14 protein-coding genes are annotated in these 21,784 nt (G+C 71.7%); 8 read left to right on the top strand and 6 right to left on the bottom strand.

What is annotated here, in order from left to right; all coding sequences use genetic code 11:
• Positions 1 to 24: 24 nt before the first annotated feature.
• The gene (locus ACFVWW_RS24840; RefSeq protein ID WP_384189503.1) at positions 25 to 549 is read right to left on the bottom strand and encodes a hypothetical protein; all 525 of its coding nucleotides are present in this window, start codon (positions 547 to 549) and stop codon (positions 25 to 27) included.
• A 94-nt stretch (positions 550 to 643) separates the two neighbouring features.
• Positions 644 to 1,906 (bottom strand): nucleotide sugar dehydrogenase, encoded by a 1,263-nt coding sequence (locus ACFVWW_RS24835; protein WP_384189501.1) that lies wholly within the window; start codon positions 1,904 to 1,906, stop codon positions 644 to 646.
• Positions 1,907 to 2,160: 254 nt separating this feature from the next.
• Here ACFVWW_RS24835 and ACFVWW_RS24830 point away from each other — a divergent pair, with 254 nt between their 5' ends.
• On the top strand, positions 2,161 to 3,867 hold the full coding sequence (locus ACFVWW_RS24830; protein ID WP_384336305.1) for a glycerol-3-phosphate dehydrogenase/oxidase: 1,707 nt from the start codon (positions 2,161 to 2,163) through the stop codon (positions 3,865 to 3,867).
• Between the two features lie 51 nt (positions 3,868 to 3,918).
• Here the strand turns inward: ACFVWW_RS24830 and ACFVWW_RS24825 are convergent, their stop codons facing one another.
• Positions 3,919 to 5,049, bottom strand: coding sequence for a serine hydrolase domain-containing protein (locus ACFVWW_RS24825; RefSeq protein WP_386879142.1), 1,131 nt, complete (start codon positions 5,047 to 5,049; stop codon positions 3,919 to 3,921).
• 160 nt (positions 5,050 to 5,209) lie between these two features.
• On the opposite strand from ACFVWW_RS24825, the gene ACFVWW_RS24820 reads away from it, so the two are divergent.
• The 6 genes from ACFVWW_RS24820 to ACFVWW_RS24795 all read left to right on the top strand — a co-directional run bounded on the left by ACFVWW_RS24820 (position 5,210) and on the right by ACFVWW_RS24795 (position 17,497).
• Positions 5,210 to 7,111, top strand: coding sequence for a serine/threonine-protein kinase (locus ACFVWW_RS24820; protein ID WP_386879143.1), 1,902 nt, complete (start codon positions 5,210 to 5,212; stop codon positions 7,109 to 7,111).
• A 216-nt stretch (positions 7,112 to 7,327) separates the two neighbouring features.
• The gene (locus ACFVWW_RS24815) at positions 7,328 to 10,351 is read left to right on the top strand and encodes a protein kinase (RefSeq protein WP_386879144.1); all 3,024 of its coding nucleotides are present in this window, start codon (positions 7,328 to 7,330) and stop codon (positions 10,349 to 10,351) included.
• A 135-nt stretch (positions 10,352 to 10,486) separates the two neighbouring features.
• Positions 10,487 to 12,142 carry a serine/threonine-protein kinase gene (locus ACFVWW_RS24810; RefSeq protein WP_386879153.1) on the top strand — a complete coding sequence of 552 codons (1,656 nt, stop codon included), beginning with the start codon at positions 10,487 to 10,489 and terminating at the stop codon, positions 12,140 to 12,142.
• 79 nt (positions 12,143 to 12,221) lie between these two features.
• Positions 12,222 to 13,877, top strand: a complete 1,656-nt coding sequence (locus ACFVWW_RS24805) for a serine/threonine-protein kinase (RefSeq protein ID WP_384336314.1) — start codon at positions 12,222 to 12,224, stop codon at positions 13,875 to 13,877.
• Positions 13,878 to 13,952: 75 nt separating this feature from the next.
• A complete protein-coding gene (locus ACFVWW_RS24800) occupies positions 13,953 to 15,578 on the top strand; it encodes a succinic semialdehyde dehydrogenase (RefSeq protein WP_386879145.1) in 1,626 nt (541 codons plus the stop codon).
• 62 nt (positions 15,579 to 15,640) lie between these two features.
• Positions 15,641 to 17,497 carry a GMC oxidoreductase gene (locus ACFVWW_RS24795; protein WP_386879146.1) on the top strand — a complete coding sequence of 619 codons (1,857 nt, stop codon included), beginning with the start codon at positions 15,641 to 15,643 and terminating at the stop codon, positions 17,495 to 17,497.
• 112 nt (positions 17,498 to 17,609) lie between these two features.
• On the opposite strand, the gene ACFVWW_RS24790 is transcribed toward ACFVWW_RS24795, so the two are convergent.
• Both ACFVWW_RS24790 and ACFVWW_RS24785 read right to left on the bottom strand, forming a co-directional pair.
• Positions 17,610 to 18,626, bottom strand: coding sequence for an LPXTG cell wall anchor domain-containing protein (locus tag ACFVWW_RS24790; RefSeq protein ID WP_386879147.1), 1,017 nt, complete (start codon positions 18,624 to 18,626; stop codon positions 17,610 to 17,612).
• Between the two features lie 432 nt (positions 18,627 to 19,058).
• Positions 19,059 to 19,376 carry a chorismate mutase gene (locus ACFVWW_RS24785; protein ID WP_384189483.1) on the bottom strand — a complete coding sequence of 106 codons (318 nt, stop codon included), beginning with the start codon at positions 19,374 to 19,376 and terminating at the stop codon, positions 19,059 to 19,061.
• A gap of 309 nt (positions 19,377 to 19,685) precedes the next feature.
• Here ACFVWW_RS24785 and guaA point away from each other — a divergent pair, with 309 nt between their 5' ends.
• Entirely contained in the window at positions 19,686 to 21,272 is a 1,587-nt protein-coding gene (guaA, locus tag ACFVWW_RS24780; protein ID WP_384336322.1) for a glutamine-hydrolyzing GMP synthase, read from the top strand.
• A 79-nt stretch (positions 21,273 to 21,351) separates the two neighbouring features.
• On the opposite strand, the gene ACFVWW_RS24775 is transcribed toward guaA, so the two are convergent.
• Positions 21,352 to 21,774, bottom strand: coding sequence for a cupin domain-containing protein (locus ACFVWW_RS24775; RefSeq protein ID WP_384189479.1), 423 nt, complete (start codon positions 21,772 to 21,774; stop codon positions 21,352 to 21,354).
• Positions 21,775 to 21,784: the final 10 nt, after the last annotated feature.

Raw genomic sequence — 21,784 nt, 5'->3', positions numbered from 1 at the left:
GCCATGCCTTTCAGGCCATGTCTTTTAGAAAGAGGCCTTCTTGGCGCCCGAGAAGGCGGCGAAGGCGGCGAGCGCGAAGAACAGGAAGCTCATGACGTCCGTGCCCTCGCTCCAGGCCGCGGTGACGACATCGAGGTGGTCGAGGAAGACGTCCGTCGCGGACACGTTCAGATCCTTGCCGAAGAGGATCGCGATGCCGACCAGCTGTCCGAGATAGACGGCGCCCAGGGACAGGACCGCGCTGACGACCGGCAGGACGGGATGGGGGCCGCCCACCTTGCCTGCGGCGAATCCGGTCAGGAAGCCGACGCCGATCGCGGCCCAGCCGATCTCCCGCTCGATGGCCCCCATGATCCCGCCGTAGACCCCGGCGGCGACGAGGGCGGCGACCAGGGCCGCCGCCAGACCGAGACCGATGTTCGCGCGGACGGGCGGGGGCGGCGGGGCGAACGGGGAGGCGCCCTCGGCGAACGGGTTGCCGGACGGATTGCCGGACGGGGCGGCGCCCTCGGCGAATGGATTGCCGGGCGGCGGAACGGGCTGGCTCATGCGGGAATTCCCCCCAGGGAAAGTGTCGTGCGCATGACTTGCGCACGATGGCCCTGGACAGTAGCAGGCAGGTCCGACAGTCCCGTACGCGATTTCAGAGCCGGTACGCCGTGCCCGCCGGGCTCGCCCCCCGGGTGTCCAGCAGCAGCTGGGCCTTGACCGCGAGGCCCTGGAGGTCGTACGTGCGGTGGTGCTGGAGCAGCACTGTCAGATCGGCGTTGGCCGCGGCCTCGTAGAGCGAGTCCGCGCGCGGTACGGGCAGCTGGCGCACGCGCCAGTCGGAGACGTATGGATCGTGGTAGCTGACGGCGGCGCCCAGATCCATCAGCCGGCAGGCGATCTCGGTGGCCGGTGAGCTCTCCTGGTCGGCGAGGTCCTGTTTGTAGGTGACGCCGAGGAGCAGCACCCGGGCGCCCCGCGCGGACTTGCCGTGTTCGTTGAGGAGGGCCGCGCAGCGCTGGATGACGTACTGCGGCATCCGGGTGTTGATCTCCTGGGCGAGGCCGACCATGCGCAGCGGGTGGCCGGGGGTGCGGCCGGCGTGCGGCAGATAGCTGGGATCCATCGGCACGCCGTGGCCGCCGACGCCGGGGCCCGGCCGGAAGGAATGGAAGCCGAACGGCTTGGTCTCCGCGCAGCGGATGACGTCCCAGAGATCGACGCCGAGGTCGTGGCAGAGCACGGCCATCTCATTGACCAGTGCGATGTTCACATGCCGGAAGTTGGTTTCGAGGAGCTTGACGGTCTCGGCCTCGCGCGGGCCGCGCGCCCGGACCACCTTGTCGGTGAGGCGGCCGTAGAAGGCGGCGGCCGATTCGGTGCAGGCGGGGGTGAGGCCGCCGATCACCTTGGGGGTGTTGGCGAGGCCGTGGGTGCGGTTGCCGGGGTCGAGCCGGCCGGGGGAGTACGCGAGGTGGAAGTCGCGTCCCGCCCGCAGGCCCGAGCCCTCCTCCAGGATGGTCCTGAGGAAGCCCTCCGTGGTGCCGGGCGCCACGGGCGATTCCAGCAGCACGGTGGTGTGCGGGCGCAGCCGGGCGGCCAGCGCGCGGGCCGCCTCGCCGATGGCGGTCAGATCCGGGGTGCGGTCGGCGCCGAGGGGGGCGGGCGCGCAGATGACGGCGGTACGGACCCGGCCCAGCTCGGTCGGGTTGGTGGTGGGCCGGAACCCCCCCGAGAGCATCCGGCGGACGTCCGAGGCGGTGAGGGGACCGTCGACGGGGGTGTGGCCGGCGGCCAGCTCCGCGACGGGCCGTGGGTCGGTGTCGTAGCCGATGGTGTCGATACCGGCGGCAACGGCGGCCTGGGCGAGGGGCAGGCCGAGATGGCCGAGTCCGATGACGGCGAGATCTGCGGGCATGGCGGTGGAGGCCGTCCTTCCCTTAGCCGGAGTGGACAGTGGACGCAAGCCGTGTGGACAGAACGGGCACGCGCAATGTCAGACTAGGCGTAAATATGACCGTTATGTGGCATTGCGTGGCCGGGGAGAGTCTGGTTTGTCGGGGGCCGGGCCGATCGTCGGCCGGCGTTATCCACAGGCGGTGGCTGAAGTCGCGCAGTGCGGACAGAATCGATCTGTGAGCCCGACCACGCGGGGGACGACGGGAGGCAGCAGTGAGGACAGCGACACTGGGACCTGCGGAGCGCACCCAAGCGCTTGCGGCGATGGCCGAGCGTGAACTGGACGTGCTGGTGGTGGGCGCGGGGGTGGTCGGGGCGGGGACCGCTCTCGACGCCGTCACCAGAGGACTGGCGACCGGCCTCGTGGAGGCGCGCGACTGGGCGTCCGGCACATCGAGCCGGTCGAGCAAGCTGATCCACGGCGGTCTGCGCTATCTGGAGATGCTCGACTTCGCGCTCGTGCGGGAAGCCCTGAAGGAGCGGGGGCTGCTGCTGGAGAAGCTGGCGCCCCATCTGGTGAAGCCGGTGGCCTTCCTGTACCCGTTGCAGCACAAGGGCTGGGAGCGGCTCTACGCCGGCTCGGGCGTCGCGCTGTACGACGCGATGTCCATATCGTCCGGGCACGGACGCGGACTGCCGGCCCACCGCCATCTCTCGCGGCGGCGCGCGCTGCGGGTGGCGCCCTGTCTGAAGAAGGACGCGCTGGTCGGGGCGTTGCAGTACTACGACGCCCAGATGGACGACGCCCGCTATGTGGCCACCCTGGTCCGTACGGCCGCGACCTACGGCGCGCAGGTCGCCAACCGGGCGCGGGTCGTCGGCTTCCTGCGGGAGGGCGAGCGGGTGGTCGGCGCACGCGTCCAGGACGTGGAGGGCGGCGGGGAGTACGAGATCCGGGCCAAGCAGGTCGTCAACGCCACCGGCGTGTGGACGGACGACACCCAGGCGCTGATCGCCGAGCGCGGGCAGTTCCACGTCCGGGCCTCCAAGGGCATCCATCTGGTCGTACCCAAGGACCGGATCCACTCCTCGACCGGGCTGATCCTGCGGACCGAGAAGTCGGTGCTGTTCGTCATCCCCTGGGGCCGGCACTGGATCGTGGGCACCACCGACACCGACTGGGACCTGGACAAGGCCCATCCGGCGGCCTCCAGCGCCGATATCGACTATCTGCTGGAGCATGTGAACTCCGTGCTGTCCGTGCCGCTGACGCGGGACGACGTGCAGGGGGTGTACGCGGGCCTGCGGCCGCTCCTCGCCGGGGAGTCCGACGCGACCAGCAAGCTGTCGCGTGAGCACACGGTCGCGCATCCGGTGCCCGGCATGGTGGTCGTCGCCGGAGGCAAGTACACGACCTACCGGGTGATGGCCAAGGACGCGGTGGACGAGGCGGTGCACGGCCTCGACCAGCGGGTGGCGGACTGTGTCACGGAGGATGTGCCGCTGCTCGGCGCCGAGGGATATCACGCGCTGTGGAACGCGCGGGCGAGGATGGCGCAGCGGACCGGGATCCATGTGGTCCGCGTGGAGCATCTGCTGAACCGCTACGGCACGCTCGTCGAGGAGCTGCTCGAAATGATCGCCGCCGATCCCGGTCTGGGCGAGCCGCTCGGCGGCGCCGAGGACTATCTGCGCGCCGAGGTCGTCTACGCCGCCTCGCACGAAGGGGCGCGCCATCTCGATGACGTGCTCACCCGGCGGACCCGGATATCGATCGAGACCTTCGACCGGGGGACGCGCAGCGCGCGGGAGTGCGCGGAGCTGATGGCTCCGGTGCTCGACTGGGACAAGAGCCGGATCGAGCGGGAGATCGAGCACTACGAGAAGCGGGTGGAGGCGGAGCGCGAGTCGCAGCGGCAGCCGGACGACCAGACGGCCGACGCGGCGCGGCTGGGTGCGCCGGACATCGTGCCGATCTGACGGCCCCCGCCCGCCGCTCCCACTGCTCCCGCCGCCGCATGTGCCGGCCCTTCAGGACGCGCAGAACTCCTCGTCCAGGAGGGCCGGTTCGAGGGAGTTATCGGCGAGCGCGTCCGTGTTGACGCGGAAGGTGAAGGTGCGGCGGCCGTCGGCGGTGGCGGCGGTACGGACGTAACTGCCCGCGATCCGGCCGTTGTGGCCCCAGACGGTGATACCGCAGGAGAGCCGCTCCGGGTAGACGCCCATGCCGTAGGCGCCGTGTGCGGCGCCGGTGTCCAGCAGCTCGCGCAGCTGGGGCGCGGGGAGGAGCTCGCCGCTGAGCAGGGCGGTGTAGAAGCGGTCGAGATCGTCGAGCGTGGAGATCAGCTCACCGGCCGCGCCCGCCGGGCGGGGGTCGAGTTCGGTGACGTCGCGCAGCGGGTGGCCGGGGCCCGGGGTGCGGCTGTAGGCGCGGCCGTGCGGGGAGGGGAGCGTGGTGCGGTCGCCGGGGAAGGACGTACCGGTGAGACCGAGGGGGACGATCACGCGGGCCTCGGCCTCGGCCGCGTACGAACGGCCTGTCACCTGCTCGACCATCAGGCCGAGCAGGATGTAGTCCGTGTTGGAGTACGCGTACGAGCCGAGCGGGCCCGGCGCGTGGGCGAGCGCGGTACGGATCGCGGCCAGGGGAGTGGTCGGGCCGGGTGCGGAGTCCTCGGCGGTGTAGTCGTACAGACCGCTGGTGTGGGTGAGCAGAGCGCGCAGGGTGAGCAGGCGGCCGTCGTTGCCGTGGCCGCGCACGAGTCCGGGCAGATGACGGTCGACGGTGTCGGACAGCTTCAGCCTGCCTTCGGCGGCCAGCTGGAGGACGACGGTCGCCAGCAGGGTCTTGGTGACGCTGCCGGCGCGGAAGCGGTCGGCGCGGCGGATCCCGGATCCGGCGGTCTCGAACCGGGTGGAGCCGGCCGCGGAACGGGAGAGCAGGGCGGCGCCCGGAGCACGGCCCCGGGAGACGAGCAGGGGAAGGACCTGGGAGGCGGGCAGGGGAAGGACCTGAGAGGCGGGCGCGGGCGAGGGCCGGCCCGGCTCCGCCGTCGTATCCCGTACACCCTTACTCGGCACACCCGTTCCCAGCACACTCGCGCCAAGTCCGAAGAGGGCCATGACCAGCGGGGTGCTCAGCCGGGCCCGGGGTAGTGGCATGGTGGGATCCCTTCCTCCGGCCCCATCCTGGCGGACACCGGACCCGGGAGTACCGGCCGTCCCGGAATGAGGGACAATGAAGGCTCTGCCAGGGCGCGTTACGGCACCGCGTGGGCGGGCTGCAGTCGCGGGCCAGGATCAGGGATCGCAGAGGGGACGCATGTCGGAGTCGGAGCAGTCGCGGGACACGGCGCAGGAGCCCCAGCAGGACACGAGGAAGAGCGCCGACGACAGCCCGGAAGGGCGCCTGCTCGCGGGCAGATACCGGCTGGGCGGGGTCCTCGGGCGCGGGGGCATGGGCACGGTATGGCGGGCTCTCGACGAGACCCTCGGCCGTACGGTCGCCGTGAAGGAACTGCGCTTTCCGACCAGCATCGACGAGGACGAGAAGCGCCGGCTCATCACCCGCACCCTGCGCGAGGCCAAGGCCATCGCCCGGATCCGCAACAGCGGCGCGGTGACGGTCTACGACGTCGTCGACGAGGACGACCGGCCCTGGATCGTCATGGAACTGGTCGAGGGCAAGTCGCTCGCCGAGGCCATCCGCGAGGACGGCACGCTCACCCCCAGGCGCGCCGCCGAGGTGGGCCTCGTGATCCTCGACGTGCTGCGCTCCGCGCACCGCGAGGGCATCCTGCACCGCGATGTGAAGCCGTCCAATGTGCTGATCGCCGAGGACGGGCGCGTCGTGCTCACGGACTTCGGCATCGCCCAGGTCGAGGGCGACCCGTCGGTCACCTCCACCGGCATGCTCGTCGGCGCCCCCTCGTACATCTCGCCGGAGCGCGCCCGCGGCCACAAGCCGGGGCCCGCCGCCGACCTCTGGTCGCTCGGCGGTCTGCTGTACGCGTCGGTGGAAGGCTGCCCGCCGTACGACAAGGGCTCCGCCATCGCCACCCTCACCGCCGTGATGACCGAGCCGGTCGACCCGCCCAAGAACGCGGGCCCGCTGGAACCCATCATCTACGGGCTGCTCGCCAAGGACCCGGAGCAGCGGCTCGACGACGCGGGCGCGCGGACGCTGCTCCAGGCCATCATCACCGCGCCGGAGCGGGAGCCGGAGCCGGGGCCCGAGGCCACGCGGGTCGTCCCGCTGCCGCCGGCGACCGCCGACGGCCGTGCCGGTAAGTCCGCCACGTCCCCGAAGAACACGGGCGACGCCAGTGCCGACCGGGTGCGTGGCGCGCTGCGCTCCGTACGGAACGCGGCGGCGGCCACGCCCGAGTCCGGGCCCCGTCCGGACGCCACGGCCCCGTCCCGGCCGGCCCCGCCGCGGGCGTCGCTCACCGATGTGGTGCCCCGGCGCACGCAGGTGATCATCGCGGTCGTCGCCGCGCTGGCCATCATCTCGACGGTCCTGGCGGTCGCCCTGAGCGGGGGCGACGACGACGCCCAGCAGGGCAAGGACGGCACGGCGGCATCGGCCGGGGCGACGACGACCGGCGGCGCGGCCCAGGACAGCGACAAGGGGCAGCAGAGCGCGGACCCGGGCGCGAGCGAGGACGGCCAGGGGGACGACGCCGCGGGCGGCGGGCAGCCGTCCGGCGATTCCGAGTCCGGCGCGTCGGACGACTCCGGTGGCAAGGGGAACGGCGACGAACTGCCCGACGGCTACGCCACGGTCAGCGACAAGCAGTTCCGCTTCTCGATGGCGATGCCCAAGGGGTTCCGCCTGACCGACACGGCCGGCCGTAACTCCGGCGGCATATACAACACCGCCAAGGGCGCGTTCCCGCGCATCCAGGTCGACTTCAACGGCAGTCCGACCGACGACGCCGTCGCCGCGTGGCAGGGACTCGAACCGGCGGTGCGTGGCAGCAGCTCGGCCTACAAGCTCCTCGGCATAAAGAAGGCCGACTTCAACGGCTATCCGACCGTCGCCGACTGGCAGTTCGAGCGCAACCAGGGCGGCGAGCGGATCAGGGTCCTCAACCGGGGCTTCAAGGTCGACGGCAAGCGCGGCTACGCGATCATGATCAGCTGCAAGGCGAGTGAGTGGGACGCGGCGGAGTGCACGACGCTGCGCGAGACGGCGTACGCGACGTTCAAGCCCGCGGGGTGAACGGACCGGCTCGTTCCGGCCGTGGGGAGAGGCGATTTCGGGTACCGGAGGCGAACGTTCGGCAGCGGGTTGCCGCGACCCGGCGGCATGTTTGCCTGCGGCCACGTATCGTGAGAGCTCGCGAACCGTACGCATCCACAATGGGCCGGTAAACGACCGGAATTGGCGGTTTCGCGGGTCTCCGGGACCGGGAGACAGCGTGTGTGGGGAGGCGTCGTGGACGACTACGCGGGACGGGTGCTGGCCGACCGCTATCGCCTGCCGTTGCCGCCCTCCGACGAGTTCGAACTTGTCGAGACCCGGGCGTTCGACACGTACAGCGGGCAGGAAGTCCTCGTCAGGCAAGTGCCGTTGCCGGAGGTCGTGGACGCGGAGGTCATCGACGCGGAGGGCGCCGCGGCCCCGCGGCGGGTCTCCGGGCGGGCGCCGCGCAGGGCCACGGACCCGGCGGTGCGGCGGGCCATCGAGGCCGCGCAGAGCGCCGCCCAGATCCCCGACCATCCCCGTCTCGACCAGGTCTTCGACGTGTTCGCGGAGGCCGGCTCGCTGTGGATAGTGAGCGAACTGGTCGCGGCCAGGCCGCTGGCGGCGCTGCTCGCCGAGAAGCCGCTGAATCCGTACCGGGCGGCCGAGATCGCCTCCGATGTGCTCACGGCCGTGCGCGTGTTGCACGCCCATGGCTGGACCCACCGGAACATCACCGTCCGTACGGTGCTGGTCTGCGACGACGGACGTGTGGTGCTGACCGGCCTCGCGGCGGGCGCGGCCGAGGAGGCGCTGTGCGGATACGCGCCGGTGCCGGAGCCGCCCGGCCAGTTCGGACCACCGGACCAGTTCGGACCGGGGGATCAGCCCGCACCGCCGGAGCAGCTCGCGCCGCCACGGGAGCAGCCGGGGCCCGAGGCGCCGGAACTGCCCTACGATCGCGGGTCGACGGCGGGAGTGCCCGGCTCGCCGGGCCGCGCCGCGCTGGGGGCGCCCCGCCCTGACCTCCCGTACGACGACGGCACCTCGTCCGGTACGTCCGGCGCGATGCCCCGTCCGCACCACGGCACGCCCGGGATCCCCGCCCCGTACGGCGGCCGGGCGGCGCTGCCCGCCGGGAACGCCTCGGGGAACGCCTCCGGGGACATCCGCGCCGCGCGCGCCGGTGCCATCGCCGCCTACCGCGCGGGAGCGCGCGCCGCCGCCCGTGCCGGCGAGGACCAGCGCTCCGACCACGACCGGCGTTCCGACGACGATCAGCGCTTTGACGACGACCGGCGCGCCGACGAGGGCGTGCTGCCCCCGCCGAGGCGGCCGGAAGCCGGCGAAGGGCCGCAGGACCCGCCGCACGGCGGCAGCTCCGACCCCGACTGGTGGGCGCAGCCGCCGCGCGGCTTCGAGGAGCCGGACACCGACGAGGACGACGACCCGCCCACGCCCTACCGCGCCCAACTCGCCGGCACCTGGCGCGACGGCCCCGCGCCGTGGAACGACGCCTCGGGTTCGGTCCCGGCGGGCGGCAGCCCGTACGGCCCCGATTCGGCCGGCCCCTTCGGCTCGGGATCCGCCCACAGTGACACGTCCGGACTCCCGGCGTCCGGACTCCCGGCGTCCGGCGGCCGCCCGGGTGGTATGCCCGCGCTTCCCCCGGCCGGTGACCGCCCGGGCGGCGCCCCCGCGCTGCCGCCCGGTACCGGCGTGGCCATGGCCCGGGGCGGCGACTCGGGTTACTCCGCGTCCGGCGGCGGCGGTGGTCAGAGCACCGGGCCGCGGGACGGAATGCGCGCCGACGCGCAGCGGCAGACGGCGCACCTGCCCGCCGTGGCGGGGCAGTCCGCCGGAGCGGGCCGGTGGGACGAGATCGTGGCGAGCGGGTCGGTACCCGCGTACCGCGGTCCCGCCACGCCCCTCGCCGCCGAGCGCGCCCGGCAGGCGCGCATCGCCGTCGTCGGGGCCGTCACCGAGCGCTGGGCGCCCGAACAGGCCGGGCCCGTACACGAGAACTGGCAGCTGGCACCGCCGATTGGACCCTCCACCGACCTGTGGGCGCTCGGCGCGCTGCTGTACCGCGCGGTGCAGGGCCATGCCCCGTACCCGGAGGAGAACGCCGCCGAGCTGGTGCAGCTCGTCTGCGCCGAACCGCCCGCCTTCGCCGAGGAGTGCGGCCCGCTGCGCCCCGTCGTCGAGTCGCTGCTGCGTCAGGACCCCACCGAGCGGCCGGACTTCGAGGAGCTGCGCGGCTGGCTGCGTTCGCTCGTACGGTCCGCGCCCGAGCCGGAGGCCGGTCTCGACGTCGTACCGCTGCCGTCCGTCGACGAGCGGCTGCCGATAGTGCGGCGCCGGGGCGAGCTGGTGCGCAAGCGCTGGGGGCGCGGCCGTGACGTGGGCCAGGGGCGCCACCGCCACAAGAAGGGCAAGGAACGCAAGGAGAAGGGCGGCAGGGGCGGCTACGACGAACAGCGCCCGTACCAGCAGCCGTACGAGCAGCGGCCCCAGCACCAGCACATGGCCGAGGAGCCGCGCGAGCGACCGGAGCGGATGAGCAGGCCGGAGCGGCTGGAACGGCACGAGCGGCCGGAGCGGCACGAGCGGCCGGAGCGGCACGAGCAGGGCCGGGGCCGTGGCCCCCGCTCGCTGGGCCGTACCCTGCTCGTGCTGATACTGCTCCTGCTCGTGGGGGCCATCGTGTACGCCGTGATGTTCCTGCCCAAGGCCGATACGGGACAGCAGGGGCAGCAAGTCGGCGAAGCGAATCCCAGCACGTCCGCCGCGCCCCGGACCTCCGGTCCCGCCGTCGATCTCGCCGAGGGCTACACGCTGCGCGAGGACTCCGAGGGCTTCCGGATCGCCGTCGGCAAGGACTGGCAGCGACAGCCCATCAACGAGAGCAGGCAAGTCCGCTACACCGAAGGGGAATTCACGCTGATCGTCGTCCCCGGCCGGGACACCGTGGCGGACGGCGGCAGCGATCCCATGGAGTACCAGCGCAACGTGGAACGGGAGTTGCAGCCCTTCCGGGACTCGTCCTGGGCCGGCGCCTCCGGCCTGCGGCGGATCGACGTGGGCAAGCAGGCCATGGCGGAAGGCCAGTTCACCTGGCAGGACAGCGGCGGCCGCGAGGTCTATGTGCGCAACCTCGCCATGCTCGTCGGCGACCGGTACCACATCATCCAGGTCATCGGTCCCGACGGTCAGCGGGACAAGGTCAGCGAGATCTATCAGCAGGCCACCGAGGCCTACCGGGCAGCGGACTGACGCCTGTTGGGCGCGCCCGCGCGTCACAGTGCTGTTTCCGTGCGCCACCCGAGGTTCCCCGTCCGTACCTCGCCTCCGTACCCTGTCAAACCAATGAACGGGGCGGGGGACGTGGATCATTCGCAGGGAACGGGCATGGGCGCGGGGGCGGGTACGGGCACGGGGCTCGTGCTCGCCGGGCGTTACCGGCTGGGCGAGTCCATCGGCAGCGGTGGCATGGGCAAAGTGTGGCGTGCGCACGACGAGGTGCTGCACCGGACCGTCGCCGTCAAGGAGTTGACGGCCGGACGGTACGTCTCCGAGGCCGACCGGGCCGTACTGCACCAGCGGACGCAGAAGGAGGCACGGGCCGCGGCCCGGATCACCCACCCGGGCGTCGTCACCGTCCATGACGTCCTCGAGCACGACGGCCGGCCGTGGATCGTCATGCAGTACGTCGACGGCCCCTCCCTCGCCGACAAGGCGAAGGAGTCCGGCCGGATCGGCTCGCGCGAGGCGGCCAGGATCGGTCTCGAAGTCCTCGGCGCGCTGCGCGCCGCGCACGCCGCCGGGGTGCTGCACCGCGACGTCAAGCCCGGCAATGTCCTGCTCGCGCGCGACGGCGGAGTGCTGCTCACCGACTTCGGAATCGCGGCGATAGAGGGCGACTCGACCATCACCAGGACCGGTGAACTGGTCGGCTCCATCGACTATCTGGCACCCGAGCGGGTACGGGGCAGCGATCCCGGTCCCGCCTCCGACCTCTGGTCGCTGGGGGCGACGCTCTACACGGCGGTCCAGGGGAATTCGCCGTTCCGCCGCACCTCACCGCTCTCCACCATGCAGGCCGTGGTCACGGAGGAGCCGCGCCACCCCGACCAGGCCGGGCCGCTCGCTCCCGTGATCGCGGCGCTGCTGTGCAAGGACCCGGAGGGCCGGCCCGGGGTGGCCGAGACCGAGCGGATGCTGCGCGAAGTGCTGGAGGGGCGGGCGCCGACCGAGGCGCACGCGTACATCCCGACGCGGGTCATGCCGGACGGTGACCGGCAGGGCGTCGGCGCGCAGCTGCCTCCGGCCGTGACCGTTCCCTCGGCCGTTCCCGCCCCGCTCCCCGCCTCCTCGGCGCCCCGCCGCGGCGGCCGCTGGCGTACGAGGGTCGTGGCCGTCGTCATCGCGGCCGCCCTCGGCGGCGGCGCCGGCTTCGCGGCGCTGCAGTACGTGAACGGAAAGGACGACGGCTCCCCGGAAGAGAACGTCACGACCGGCCAGTCGACGACCGGCGGGACGACGACCGGCGGGACGGCAAGCGCCGGGACGGCGAACGGCGGTACGACAGCGGCCGGTTCCGTACCGGAGGGCTGGGTCCATGTCCGGGCCGACGAGGGCTTCAGCCTCAACGTCCCCGAGGGCTGGGAACGCCAGATGGACGGCGACCAGATCGACTTCACCCCGGACAACGGCCGCCACCTCCTGCGCATCAGCGTCGGCTCGCCCGACTTCGAGAACCCGTACATGCACATGCTGAACATGGAGAAGAGCCTGCAGCGGCTTCCGGAGTACGACCGGATCGAGCTGGCCCCGAACACCTACCGCGACCAGACGCACTCGGCGAGCTGGGAGTTCACCTGGACCGAGGAGAAGACGCACCCGGGCAGGCGGCACGCGATCGACCAGATCTACTACTCGGACGACAGCAGCACGGAGTACGCGATCTACATGTCCGGCCCCGAAGAGGACTGGCCGACGACGCGCAAGCAGTTCGACGCCGTACTGCGCAGCTGGCAGCCGCCGCCCCTCGCTTCCGGCCAGTGAACGGGCACAGCAAACGGGCACAGTGAACGGGGCCGCTCTCACCGTGGCAACCGTGACCGCACTTCGTAAGGATGTGAGCATGACCAACGACGGGGGACGGGTGAACGAGCCCACCGGCCAGGAGCCCACCAGTTACGCACTCCGGCCGCCGAACGCGCCGCAGGTGCCGCCGCAGTCACAGAGTCCCGCGGCGCCCGGGTACGCGCCGACGGAGACCGCGCGGCGGGATCCGGCCGAGGGCCGGGTGCTCGGTGGCCGCTACCGGCTCGTCTCCAGGCTGGGGCACGGCGGTATGGGCACGGTCTGGCTGGCGCACGACGAGGTCGTGGACCGCGATGTGGCGGTCAAGGAGCCCCGCGTTCCCGACCACGTGAGCGAGCACGACCGGGACCGGGTGTATCTGCGCATGCAGCGGGAGGCGCGCTCCGCGGCCCGGATCGACCACCCGTCCGTCGTCACCATGCACGATGTGGTGGTCGAGGACGCCAAGCCGTGGATCGTGATGGAGCTGGTGCGCGGCCAGTCGCTCGCCGACCGGCTGCAGGAGGGCACGCTCGACCCGCGCGAGGCGGCGCGGATCGGACTCGCCGTGCTGGACGCGCTCACCGCGGCCCACGAGAAGGGCGTGCTGCACCGCGACGTCAAGCCGGACAACGTCCTGCTGGGGAGCGGCGGCCGGGTCGTGCTCAGCGACTTCGGCATCGCGCAGATCGAGGGCGAGCAGGGCCTGACCGAGACCGGCGCGTTCGTCGGCTCGCCCGAATACATCGCGCCCGAACGGGTGCTGGGGCAGCGGCCGGGGCCCGAGTCGGACCTGTGGTCGCTGGGTGTGGTGCTGTACGCGGCGGTCGAGGGCATGTCCCCCTACCGCCGCTCCAACGCCCCCGCGACCCTCCAGGCGGTGCTCTCCGCGGAGCCGCAGATGCCCGCGCGCGGGTCAGGGGCCTTCGGCACGCTGGTGATGCGGCTGCTGCGCAAGGACCCGGCGGCGCGGCCGGACGCGGCGGAGATCCGGCAGACCCTCGACTCGGTGGCGCGCCCGCCGCAGGCCGCGCTCGCGGCGACGCAGCTGTTGCAGAGCGGTGGTGCGCGGGTGACGGGCGCCGGCGCCTGGGTGCCGCCGGTGCTGCACGGCAACCGCACGGCGCGGTACGGACTCGGCGGCGGGGTGCTCGCCGTGGCCGTCGCCCTGGTCCTGATCTTCGCCAGTCCCTTCGGGGGCGATGAGCTGCCCGAGGGCTGGTCGGTCCGTCAGGAGAAGGAGATCCTGAAGGCGAAGGTCGCCGTACCCGACGAGTACAAGCGCACGCAGGACGACCGGGGAACCCCCGCCAGCAACGTCGCCTACGACGACCCCAGCGATGTCTTCCACATCTATGTGGAGCGGGTCCAGAAGCGGGCGGACAATGAGGTGCTGGCGCCGGACCCGGACGTCTGGGAGACGTACTACGAGAGCGGCGGCGAGAACGGCACGGAGATCAAGGACGCCAAGGTCACCACCAAGAAGGCGGAGCACCAGGGCAAGCAGGGCTTCGAGACCGTTGTCGACTACACGGAATACAGTACGTCGGACGACGACCCGGTCCGCTACCGCTGGCACGAACTCGTCATCCCCGACGAGAACGATGTCTATCTGCGGCTGCGGGTGGCCATGCCCGCCGAGGGCGCGGCCGTGAAGGACGGCGAGGAGCTGTTCGCGAACGTCGTCGACCATCTCGACATCGAGCAGTCCTAGGGGCCGGTGGACGGCCGGTGAAAAGGTGTTACCGACGGGTACCCAAAGCTCCGGATGCGGCATACTCTCGGCCCCATGACGGACTCGCAGGCCCCCACTGTCAGCTCCGGCGCCCTCGGCACCAACCCGGTGGCCGCCGCCCCGGCCGGCGCGCGCACCGCGGCCGATGTGGTCACCCCCGAGGTGGTTGCCCAGTTCACCCATGGCGTCGTCGGCTCCGGCCGTACCGCCAACCACACCCCCTTCACCGGGGAGAAGCTGGCCGATCTGCCCGAGTCCACGCCCGAGGACGTCGCGACCGCCTTCGGGCGGGCCCGCGCGGCCCAGCCGGGCTGGGCCGCCCTGCCCGTCCGGCAGCGGGCCGCCGTGCTGCTCCGCTTCCACGATCTCGTACTGGAACGCCAGGCCGAGGTGCTCGACCTGATCCAGCTGGAGACGGGCAAGGCCCGGCTGCACGCCCACGAAGAGATCCAGGCCGTGGCCGTCGCCGCCCGGCACTACGGGCGCAAGGCGCCGTCGTATCTGAGGCCGAAGCGCCACACCGGCGCCATCCCCACCCTGACCAAGGTCACCGAGCTGCGCCAGCCGCGCGGGGTCGTCGGCCAGATCGCGCCCTGGAACTACCCGTTCGAGCTGTCCGTCGGCGACGCCCTGCCCGCGTTCGTCGCGGGCAACGCCCTCGTGATGAAGCCGGACACCGAGACCGCGCTCACCGCGCTGTGGGCCCGTGACCTGCTGATCGAGGCCGGGCTGCCGGCCGAGGTCTTCCAGGTGGTGCTGGGCGAGGGCCCGGTCGTCGGCCCCGAGGTCGTCAAGCACGCCGACTACGTCTCCTTCACCGGCTCGACCCGCACCGGCCGCGAGGTGGCCAGGGGCGCGGCGGACCGGCTGGTCGGCGTCTCCCTCGAACTGGGCGGCAAGAACGCCATGCTGGTCCTGAAGGACGCGGATGTGGAGAAGGCGGCGACGGGCGCGGTGCGCGCCTGTTTCTCCTCGGCGGGACAGCTCTGCATCTCCATCGAGCGGCTGTACGTCCACGAGTCGGTCGCCGACGCCTTCATCGAGCGGTTCACCGCCCGCACGAAGGCCATGCGGCTCGGCAACTCGCTCGCGTACGGCGCCGACATGGGCTCCCTGGTGGGCGAGCGTCAGCTCACGACGGTCGCCCGCCATGTCGAGGAGGCCGTCGCCAAGGGCGCCACGGTCCTGGCCGGCGGTGTCGCCCGGCCGGACATCGGGCCGCTCTTCTACGAGCCGACCATCCTCGACGGCGTCGAGGCACCGATGGCGGTGTGTACGGAGGAGACGTTCGGCCCGGTCGTCTCGGTCTACCGCTTCAGCGACGAGGACGAGGTGATCGCCCGCGCCAACGGCACGCCCTACGGCCTCAACGCGAGCGTATGGACGAAGGACGCCCGGCGGGGCCGGGCGGTCGCGGCCCGGCTGCGGACCGGCACGGTCAACATCAACGAGGGATACGCGTCGGCGTACGGCAGCGTGCGGGCGCCGATGGGCGGCATGAAGGAATCCGGTCTCGGCCGGCGGCACGGCTCCGAGGGCATCCTCAAGTACACCGAGGCCCAGACCGTCGCGCAGCAGCGGATCCTGCCCATGGCCCCGTCCCTCGGGATGGACGACGAGAAGTACGCGGCCTTCATGAGCCGCAGTCTGCGGGCCATGAAGGCGCTACGGCTGCGGTAGTCCGCCACGCGGTAGTGCGCAGCGGTAGTTCGCAGCGCGGTAGTTCTCAACGAGGAGAGCCAGTGTCACAGGACAGCCATGCCCAAAACCAGCCCGACAGCGTCGCCGGTGCCGGTGCCGGTGCCGATGACGACGGCGGCGCGTACGACTACGACGTGATCGTGGTCGGCTCGGGCTTCGGCGGGTCGGTCTCCGCGCTGCGGCTGACCGAGAAGGGGTACCGCGTCGGCGTCCTGGAGGCGGGCCGCCGCTTCACCCGCGAGACGCTCCCCAAGAACTCCTGGGACATCAAGAACTACCTCTGGGCGCCCGCCCTCGGGCTCTACGGCATCCAGCGCGTGCATCTGCTCGGCAATGTGATGGTGCTGGCGGGCGCCGGGGTCGGCGGCGGCTCACTCAACTACGCCAACACGCTGTACGTACCGCCCGCGGCGTTCTTCAACGACCCGCAGTGGGCGTCCATCACCGACTGGGAGCAGGAGCTGAAGCCGTACTACGACCAGGCGCGGCGCATGCTCGGCGTACGGCTCAACCCGACCATGACCCCTTCGGACGTCCATCTGAAGGCCGCGGCCGACGCGATGGGCGTCGGCGACAGCTTCCATCTGGCCCCGGTCGGCGTCTTCTTCGGTGACGGCGAGGACGCGGAGGGTACGGCCACGGCCGGGCCGGGGGCGGCCGTCGACGACCCGTACTTCGGCGGGGCGGGACCGTCGCGCAACGCCTGCACCGAGTGCGGCGAATGCATGACGGGCTGCCGGCACGGCGCGAAGAACACCCTCAACGAGAACTATCTGTATCTGGCGGAGCGGGCGGGCGCCGTTATCCATCCGATGACCTCGGTGGTCGCGGTGACCGAGGACGAGGCGGGCGGCTACCGCGTCTCGACCGTGCCGACGGACGCCCGCCGGGCCCGCCGGAAGGGCCGTACGAAGGACCTGCGCGCCCGCCGGGTGGTGATCGCGGCGGGTACGTACGGCACGCAGACGCTGCTGCACACCATGAAGGACCGGGGCCTGCTGCCGGGTATCTCGGCGAGGCTGGGCGAGCTGACCCGCACCAACTCCGAGGCGCTGGTGGGCGCGCAGACCGACAACCGGCGCTATCGCGCGCGTCACGGAGCGGCGAAGGCCGACTTCACGAAGGGCGTCGCCATCACGTCCTCGATCCACCCGAACGACTCCACCCATGTCGAGCCGGTGCGTTACGGCAGGGGCTCCAACGCGATGGGCGCGCTGTCCATCCTCCAGGTGCCGCACAGCGAGCGGCGGGTACGGGCGTGGCTCGGGAACGCGGCCAGGCATCCGGCGCTGCTGCTCCGTTCGCTCTCCAACCGCCGCTGGTCGGAGCGGACCATCATCGGTCTGGTCATGCAGTCGCTGGACAACTCCCTGACGACGTACCGCAAACCGGGTGGCGTGGGGAAGGGCCTGCTCACCGCCCGCCAGGGCCACGGCGCCCCCAACCCGAAGCAGATCCCGGAGGCGACGCGGGCCGCGACCCTCATCGCGGCGGAGATCAACGGCTTCCCGGGCAGCAATGTGGGTGAGCTGATGGGCACGCCCCTGACCGCGCACTTCCTGGGCGGCTGCGCCATCGGCGCGTCGGCGGAGGAGGGCGTGATCGACCCGTACCACCGGCTGTACGGCCACCCGGGGATCTCGGTGGTCGACGGCTCGGCGGTCTCGGCGAACCTGGGCGTGAACCCGTCCCTGACGATCACGGCGCAGGCCGAGCGCGCGATGTCCTTCTGGCCCAACAAGGGCGAGCCGGATCCGCGTCCTGAACAGGGCGCGGGCACGGCGTACACACGTCCCGCCCCGGTCGAGCCGATGTCCCCGGCGGTCCCGCCGGAGGCGTTCGGCGCGCTGAAGCTGCCGTTCCTGAAGATGCCGAAGATCCCGCCGAAGAAGAAGTAACGCGGGCGGGCAGAAGCAGAGAGACAGAAAGACAGAGAGACAGAAAGACAGAGAGACAGAAAGAGGCGCTGCACCCCCCTCCGAGTGCAGCGCCTCTCTCTGTCCGTATGCCTTACGCGGTGGCGTCGTCCCGGCGGCGCTTCATCGCGAACATCACGCCGGCACCGGCGACGATGGCGATTCCGCCGGCCATACCGATGATGGGAACCATGGAGGACGACCCGGTCTCGGCAAGGCTGCCGGTGGCGGGGAGTTCCTTGGCGCCGCCCTGCGGCTTCGGGCCCTCCGAGGGCTTGTCGCCCTTGCCCGGCTCGGCCTCGCCCGGGTTCTCGTTACCGGAGCCGGAGGCCAGGACCGTGAAGTACCAGTCGGCGTAGGCGCTGTGGTAGCAGTTCTGGTCGGCGTCCACGTAGCCGGCGAGGCCCAGCGCGTAGCCGTCGCCGGCCGGGGCCTTGGCGCTGATGTTCAGCCGCAGCTTGAGGTCGACGTAGGCCTTGGCGCCCAGCTCGGTCTCGCCGAAGTAGGCACCGGTGCCGAACTCGTCGGAGATCGAGACCCACGCGCCGTTCTTGTCCTGGAACTCGATCTCGGCGTAGGAGCTGAGCCAGTCCTTCTCCTCCCAGCTCTCCGAGAAGTTGTCGACGAAGAGCGCCCACTCGACGGTGCCGAGCGCCTTGTCGGAGGTGTTGGTCGCGCGCAGCGAGAACGAGTGCCACCCGCTGCCGGCGACGATCTTGCCGGGCAGACCCGTGATCCCCAGTTCGAGCGCGGAGTTCAGGTCGTTTCCGTCGTCATCGGTCGGGCACTCGTCGGCCGGCTCCGACGGGTCCTCGCTGGGGGCCGGCGCGGAGGTCTCGGGGGCGGGCTTCGAGGTCTCTTCGGCCGGCTTGGAGGTCTCCTCCGCCGGCTTCGAGGTCTCTTCGGCCGGCGAGGACGTCTCGCCGGCGGGCTCCGAGGTCTCCCCGGCGGGCGGGGTGCTCTCGCCCTCGCTCGGGGTCTCGGAGATTTCGGGTGCGGGGGACTCGGCGCTGGTCTGCGGGGTGGTCGTGTCACCGTCGGTCGCGAACGCGGCCGGGGCCGCGAAGAAAGCGGCAGGGGCTATGACAGCGGTCGCGGCTGCGACGGCCATAGCGCGGCGGAGCTTCATGAAGACCTCAGCGAAGTCGGCGCACCGCCAATACGCGGTGCGGAGTCTTGGGGCCCGCCGGGTGGGGGTCACGGGTGTGGCCTTTGGTTTCGCATGCAAGACCCGTGACGTGCGGAAATGGTTGTTGTCCACTTCACAGAATCTTTAAGTGGCCTGCGTCACACCCGCGTGGGGGAGGAGCCGGGGGGCCGGCCGGCGCCGGGCGTCCCCGGGCCGGCCGGCCTTGAGTGACCGGGCCGCTGTCCCCTGCCGACCGGTCACGGGCGCCGGGGCGAGGTCCCACGACGCACCTGCGGTACGTCGCACGCTCCGGCGGAGCCACGGCGGGATTCTGCTTCGCTGCGTGCCCGTACGGCCCAACGAAGCCCCGCCGGGGGCGGTCACGCGCCGTACGGGTGAGGGCGGTCCCCGAACTCAGATACGGCCCCGGCACAGCTCCAGCAGTGTCATCGCCAGCGCCGTGCCCGGCTTGCCGAGGGCGTCCCGGTAGTGACCGAGGATCTCCATCTCACGGGAGAGATTGACCCGGCGGCCGCCGGAGGTGAGGCGGGCGTCCTGGATGACGGCCGAGACCGCCATGCGTTCCTGGACGAGACCGATGATCCGGTCGTCCAGCGCGTCGATACGTTCACGCGCGTCACCGATGAGCGTGGCCGCCTCATCCGTACGGGCGCCGGTCTTCTCGGTGTGGGTCGGGCTGATCGTGGTGCCGGTCGTGGTGTCGGTCGTCATGTCGGGTTCCTTGTCGGGGAGAGATGCCCCGGAGCGGCAGGCCCCCGAACGCGACAGACGCCCCGGGCCTTGTCGGCCCGGGGCGCCTGGGAAGTCGCTTGTCAGATCAAGCAGCACGACCATGGCAGCCGGACGGGCCGGTGCCATAGGTAAAGACGAAGGTCAGCTGCTTGTGCATGCGGACAGTATGGACCCGATGCCTCCGCCGGGACCACAGCGGGTTCGGATGGTGAGACGAAATGGCGTCATCGCCCCCCGTTAGAATCGATGTAACCCGATCCCATGCTCATCACCGCCGGAAGGCCGCCCGTGCCAGCAGCGCCCCCCGCCGCCGCCCCCGATGTCGTCCTCGTTGTCGACTTCGGAGCGCAGTACGCCCAGCTCATCGCCCGCCGCGTCCGCGAGGCCCGGGTCTACAGCGAGATCGTCCCGTCCACGATGCCCGTGGCCGAGATGCTGGCCAAGAACCCCAAGGCGATCATCCTCTCCGGCGGCCCGTCCTCCGTGTACGCGGAGAACGCCCCGAGCGTCGACCGCGCGCTCTTCGAGGCCGGCGTCCCCGTCTTCGGCATGTGCTACGGCTTCCAGCTGATGGCGACGACCCTCGGCGGGACCGTCGACAACACGGGAGCGCGTGAGTACGGCCGCACCCCGCTGCATGTCTCCAAGACCGGCTCCACCCTCTTCGAGGGCACCCCGGCCGAGCAGCCCGTCTGGATGTCGCACGGCGACGCCTGTTCCGCCGCTCCCGAGGGCTTCACCGTCACCGCGTCCACGGACGTCGTGCCCGTCGCCGCCTTCGAGAACGACGAGAAGAAGCTGTACGGCGTTCAGCACCACCCCGAGGTGATGCACTCCACCTACGGCCAGCAGGTCCTGGAGCACTTCCTCTACCGCGGCGCCGGTATCGAGCCGACCTGGACCACCGCCAATGTGGTGGACGAGCAGGTCGCGCTCATCCGCGAGCAGGTCGGCACCAAGCGCGCCATCTGCGGTCTGTCGGGCGGAGTGGACTCGGCGGTGGCCGCCGCCCTCGTCCAGAAGGCCATCGGCTCCCAGCTGACCTGTGTGTATGTCGACCACGGGCTGATGCGCAAGGGCGAGACCGAACAGGTCGAGAAGGACTTCGTCGCCGCCACGGGCGTCCAGCTCAAGGTCGTCGAGGCGGAGGAGCGCTTCCTCACCGCGCTGGCGGGGGTCTCCGACCCCGAGCAGAAGCGGAAGATCATCGGCCGCGAGTTCATCCGCGTCTTCGAGCAGGCCCAGGCCGAGATCGTCGCCGAGGCGGGCGCGGAGGGCGAGGACGTCGCCTTCCTCGTCCAGGGCACGCTCTACCCGGACGTGGTGGAGTCCGGCGGCGGCAGCGGCACCGCCAACATCAAGTCCCACCACAATGTCGGCGGGCTCCCCGACGACATCGAGTTCCAGCTCGTCGAACCGCTGCGCAAGCTGTTCAAGGACGAGGTCCGGATGGTCGGCCAGGAGCTGGGCCTGCCGGACGAGATCGTCCAGCGCCAGCCGTTCCCGGGGCCGGGCCTCGGCATCCGCATCGTCGGCGCCGTGACGAGGGAGCGGCTCGACCTGCTCCGCGAGGCGGACGCCATCGCCCGCGAGGAGCTGACCGCCGCCGGACTCGACCGCGACATCTGGCAGTGCCCGGTGGTGCTCCTCGCGGACGTACGCTCCGTCGGCGTCCAGGGCGACGGACGGACGTACGGTCACCCGATCGTGCTCCGGCCCGTCTCGTCCGAGGACGCGATGACCGCCGACTGGACGCGCATGCCGTACGAAGTCCTGGCGAAGATCTCGACGCGGATCACCAACGAGGTCGCGGACGTCAACCGCGTGGTCCTCGACGTGACCAGCAAGCCGCCGGGCACCATCGAGTGGGAGTAACCCTCCCAACCTCCACCTCAGGCCAACGCCGACGCCGTCGCCCCTTCACCCGGGCGGCGGCGTCGCCGTATCCGGCTGCTCAGGGGGCTGACGGGTCGAGTGTGAAGTCGTCGAAGTCGAAGCCCGGCGAGACGACACAGGTGACGAGCGTGGGTTCGTCGCCGGCCGGTTCCGCCGACTGCCAGACCCCGGCGGGAACCAGCAGCTGCGGCCGTTCGCCGGACTCGACGGCCGGGCCCAGGACGTGGGTCTCGTCGCCGATGCGCAGCCGCAGCGGTCCGCCCCGGTGCCACAGCCAGAGTTCGTCGGAGCGCACAAGGTGGCGGGCGGAGCGTTCGCCGGGGTGCAGCAGGAAGTAGATGCCCGTCGCGAAGGCGCGCGGCCCCGGGTAGCCGGGCGGGACGGCGGAACTCCCGGTGCGCCAGGTCTCCTTGAACCAGCCGCCCTCGACATGCGGTTCCAGACCGAGCAGGGCGACCAGCGGCGAGATGGTGTCAGTCATGGCCGGCATT

The organism is Streptomyces sp. NPDC058198 (genome assembly GCF_042882605.1).
Classification (GTDB): Bacteria; Actinomycetota; Actinomycetes; order Streptomycetales; family Streptomycetaceae; genus Streptomyces.
Note: the sequence above shows the minus strand (reverse complement) of the source record. Positions and strands in the feature narration are given on the sequence as shown.

Bases quoted from the DNA above. Each gene is read 5' to 3' on its own strand.
- ACFVWW_RS24840 (WP_384189503.1), bottom strand. From the start codon at position 549: ATGAGCCAGCCCGTTCCGCCGCCCGGCAATCCATTCGCCGAGGGCGCC.
- ACFVWW_RS24835 (WP_384189501.1), bottom strand. From the start codon at position 1,906: ATGCCCGCAGATCTCGCCGTCATCGGACTCGGCCATCTCGGCCTGCCC.
- ACFVWW_RS24825 (WP_386879142.1), bottom strand. From the start codon at position 5,049: ATGCCACTACCCCGGGCCCGGCTGAGCACCCCGCTGGTCATGGCCCTC.
- ACFVWW_RS24820 (WP_386879143.1), top strand. From the start codon at position 5,210: ATGTCGGAGTCGGAGCAGTCGCGGGACACGGCGCAGGAGCCCCAGCAG.
- ACFVWW_RS24810 (WP_386879153.1), top strand. From the start codon at position 10,487: ATGGGCGCGGGGGCGGGTACGGGCACGGGGCTCGTGCTCGCCGGGCGT.
- ACFVWW_RS24805 (WP_384336314.1), top strand. From the start codon at position 12,222: ATGACCAACGACGGGGGACGGGTGAACGAGCCCACCGGCCAGGAGCCC.
- ACFVWW_RS24800 (WP_386879145.1), top strand. From the start codon at position 13,953: ATGACGGACTCGCAGGCCCCCACTGTCAGCTCCGGCGCCCTCGGCACC.
- ACFVWW_RS24790 (WP_386879147.1), bottom strand. From the start codon at position 18,626: ATGGCCGTCGCAGCCGCGACCGCTGTCATAGCCCCTGCCGCTTTCTTC.
- ACFVWW_RS24785 (WP_384189483.1), bottom strand. From the start codon at position 19,376: ATGACGACCGACACCACGACCGGCACCACGATCAGCCCGACCCACACC.
- ACFVWW_RS24775 (WP_384189479.1), bottom strand. From the start codon at position 21,774: ATGACTGACACCATCTCGCCGCTGGTCGCCCTGCTCGGTCTGGAACCG.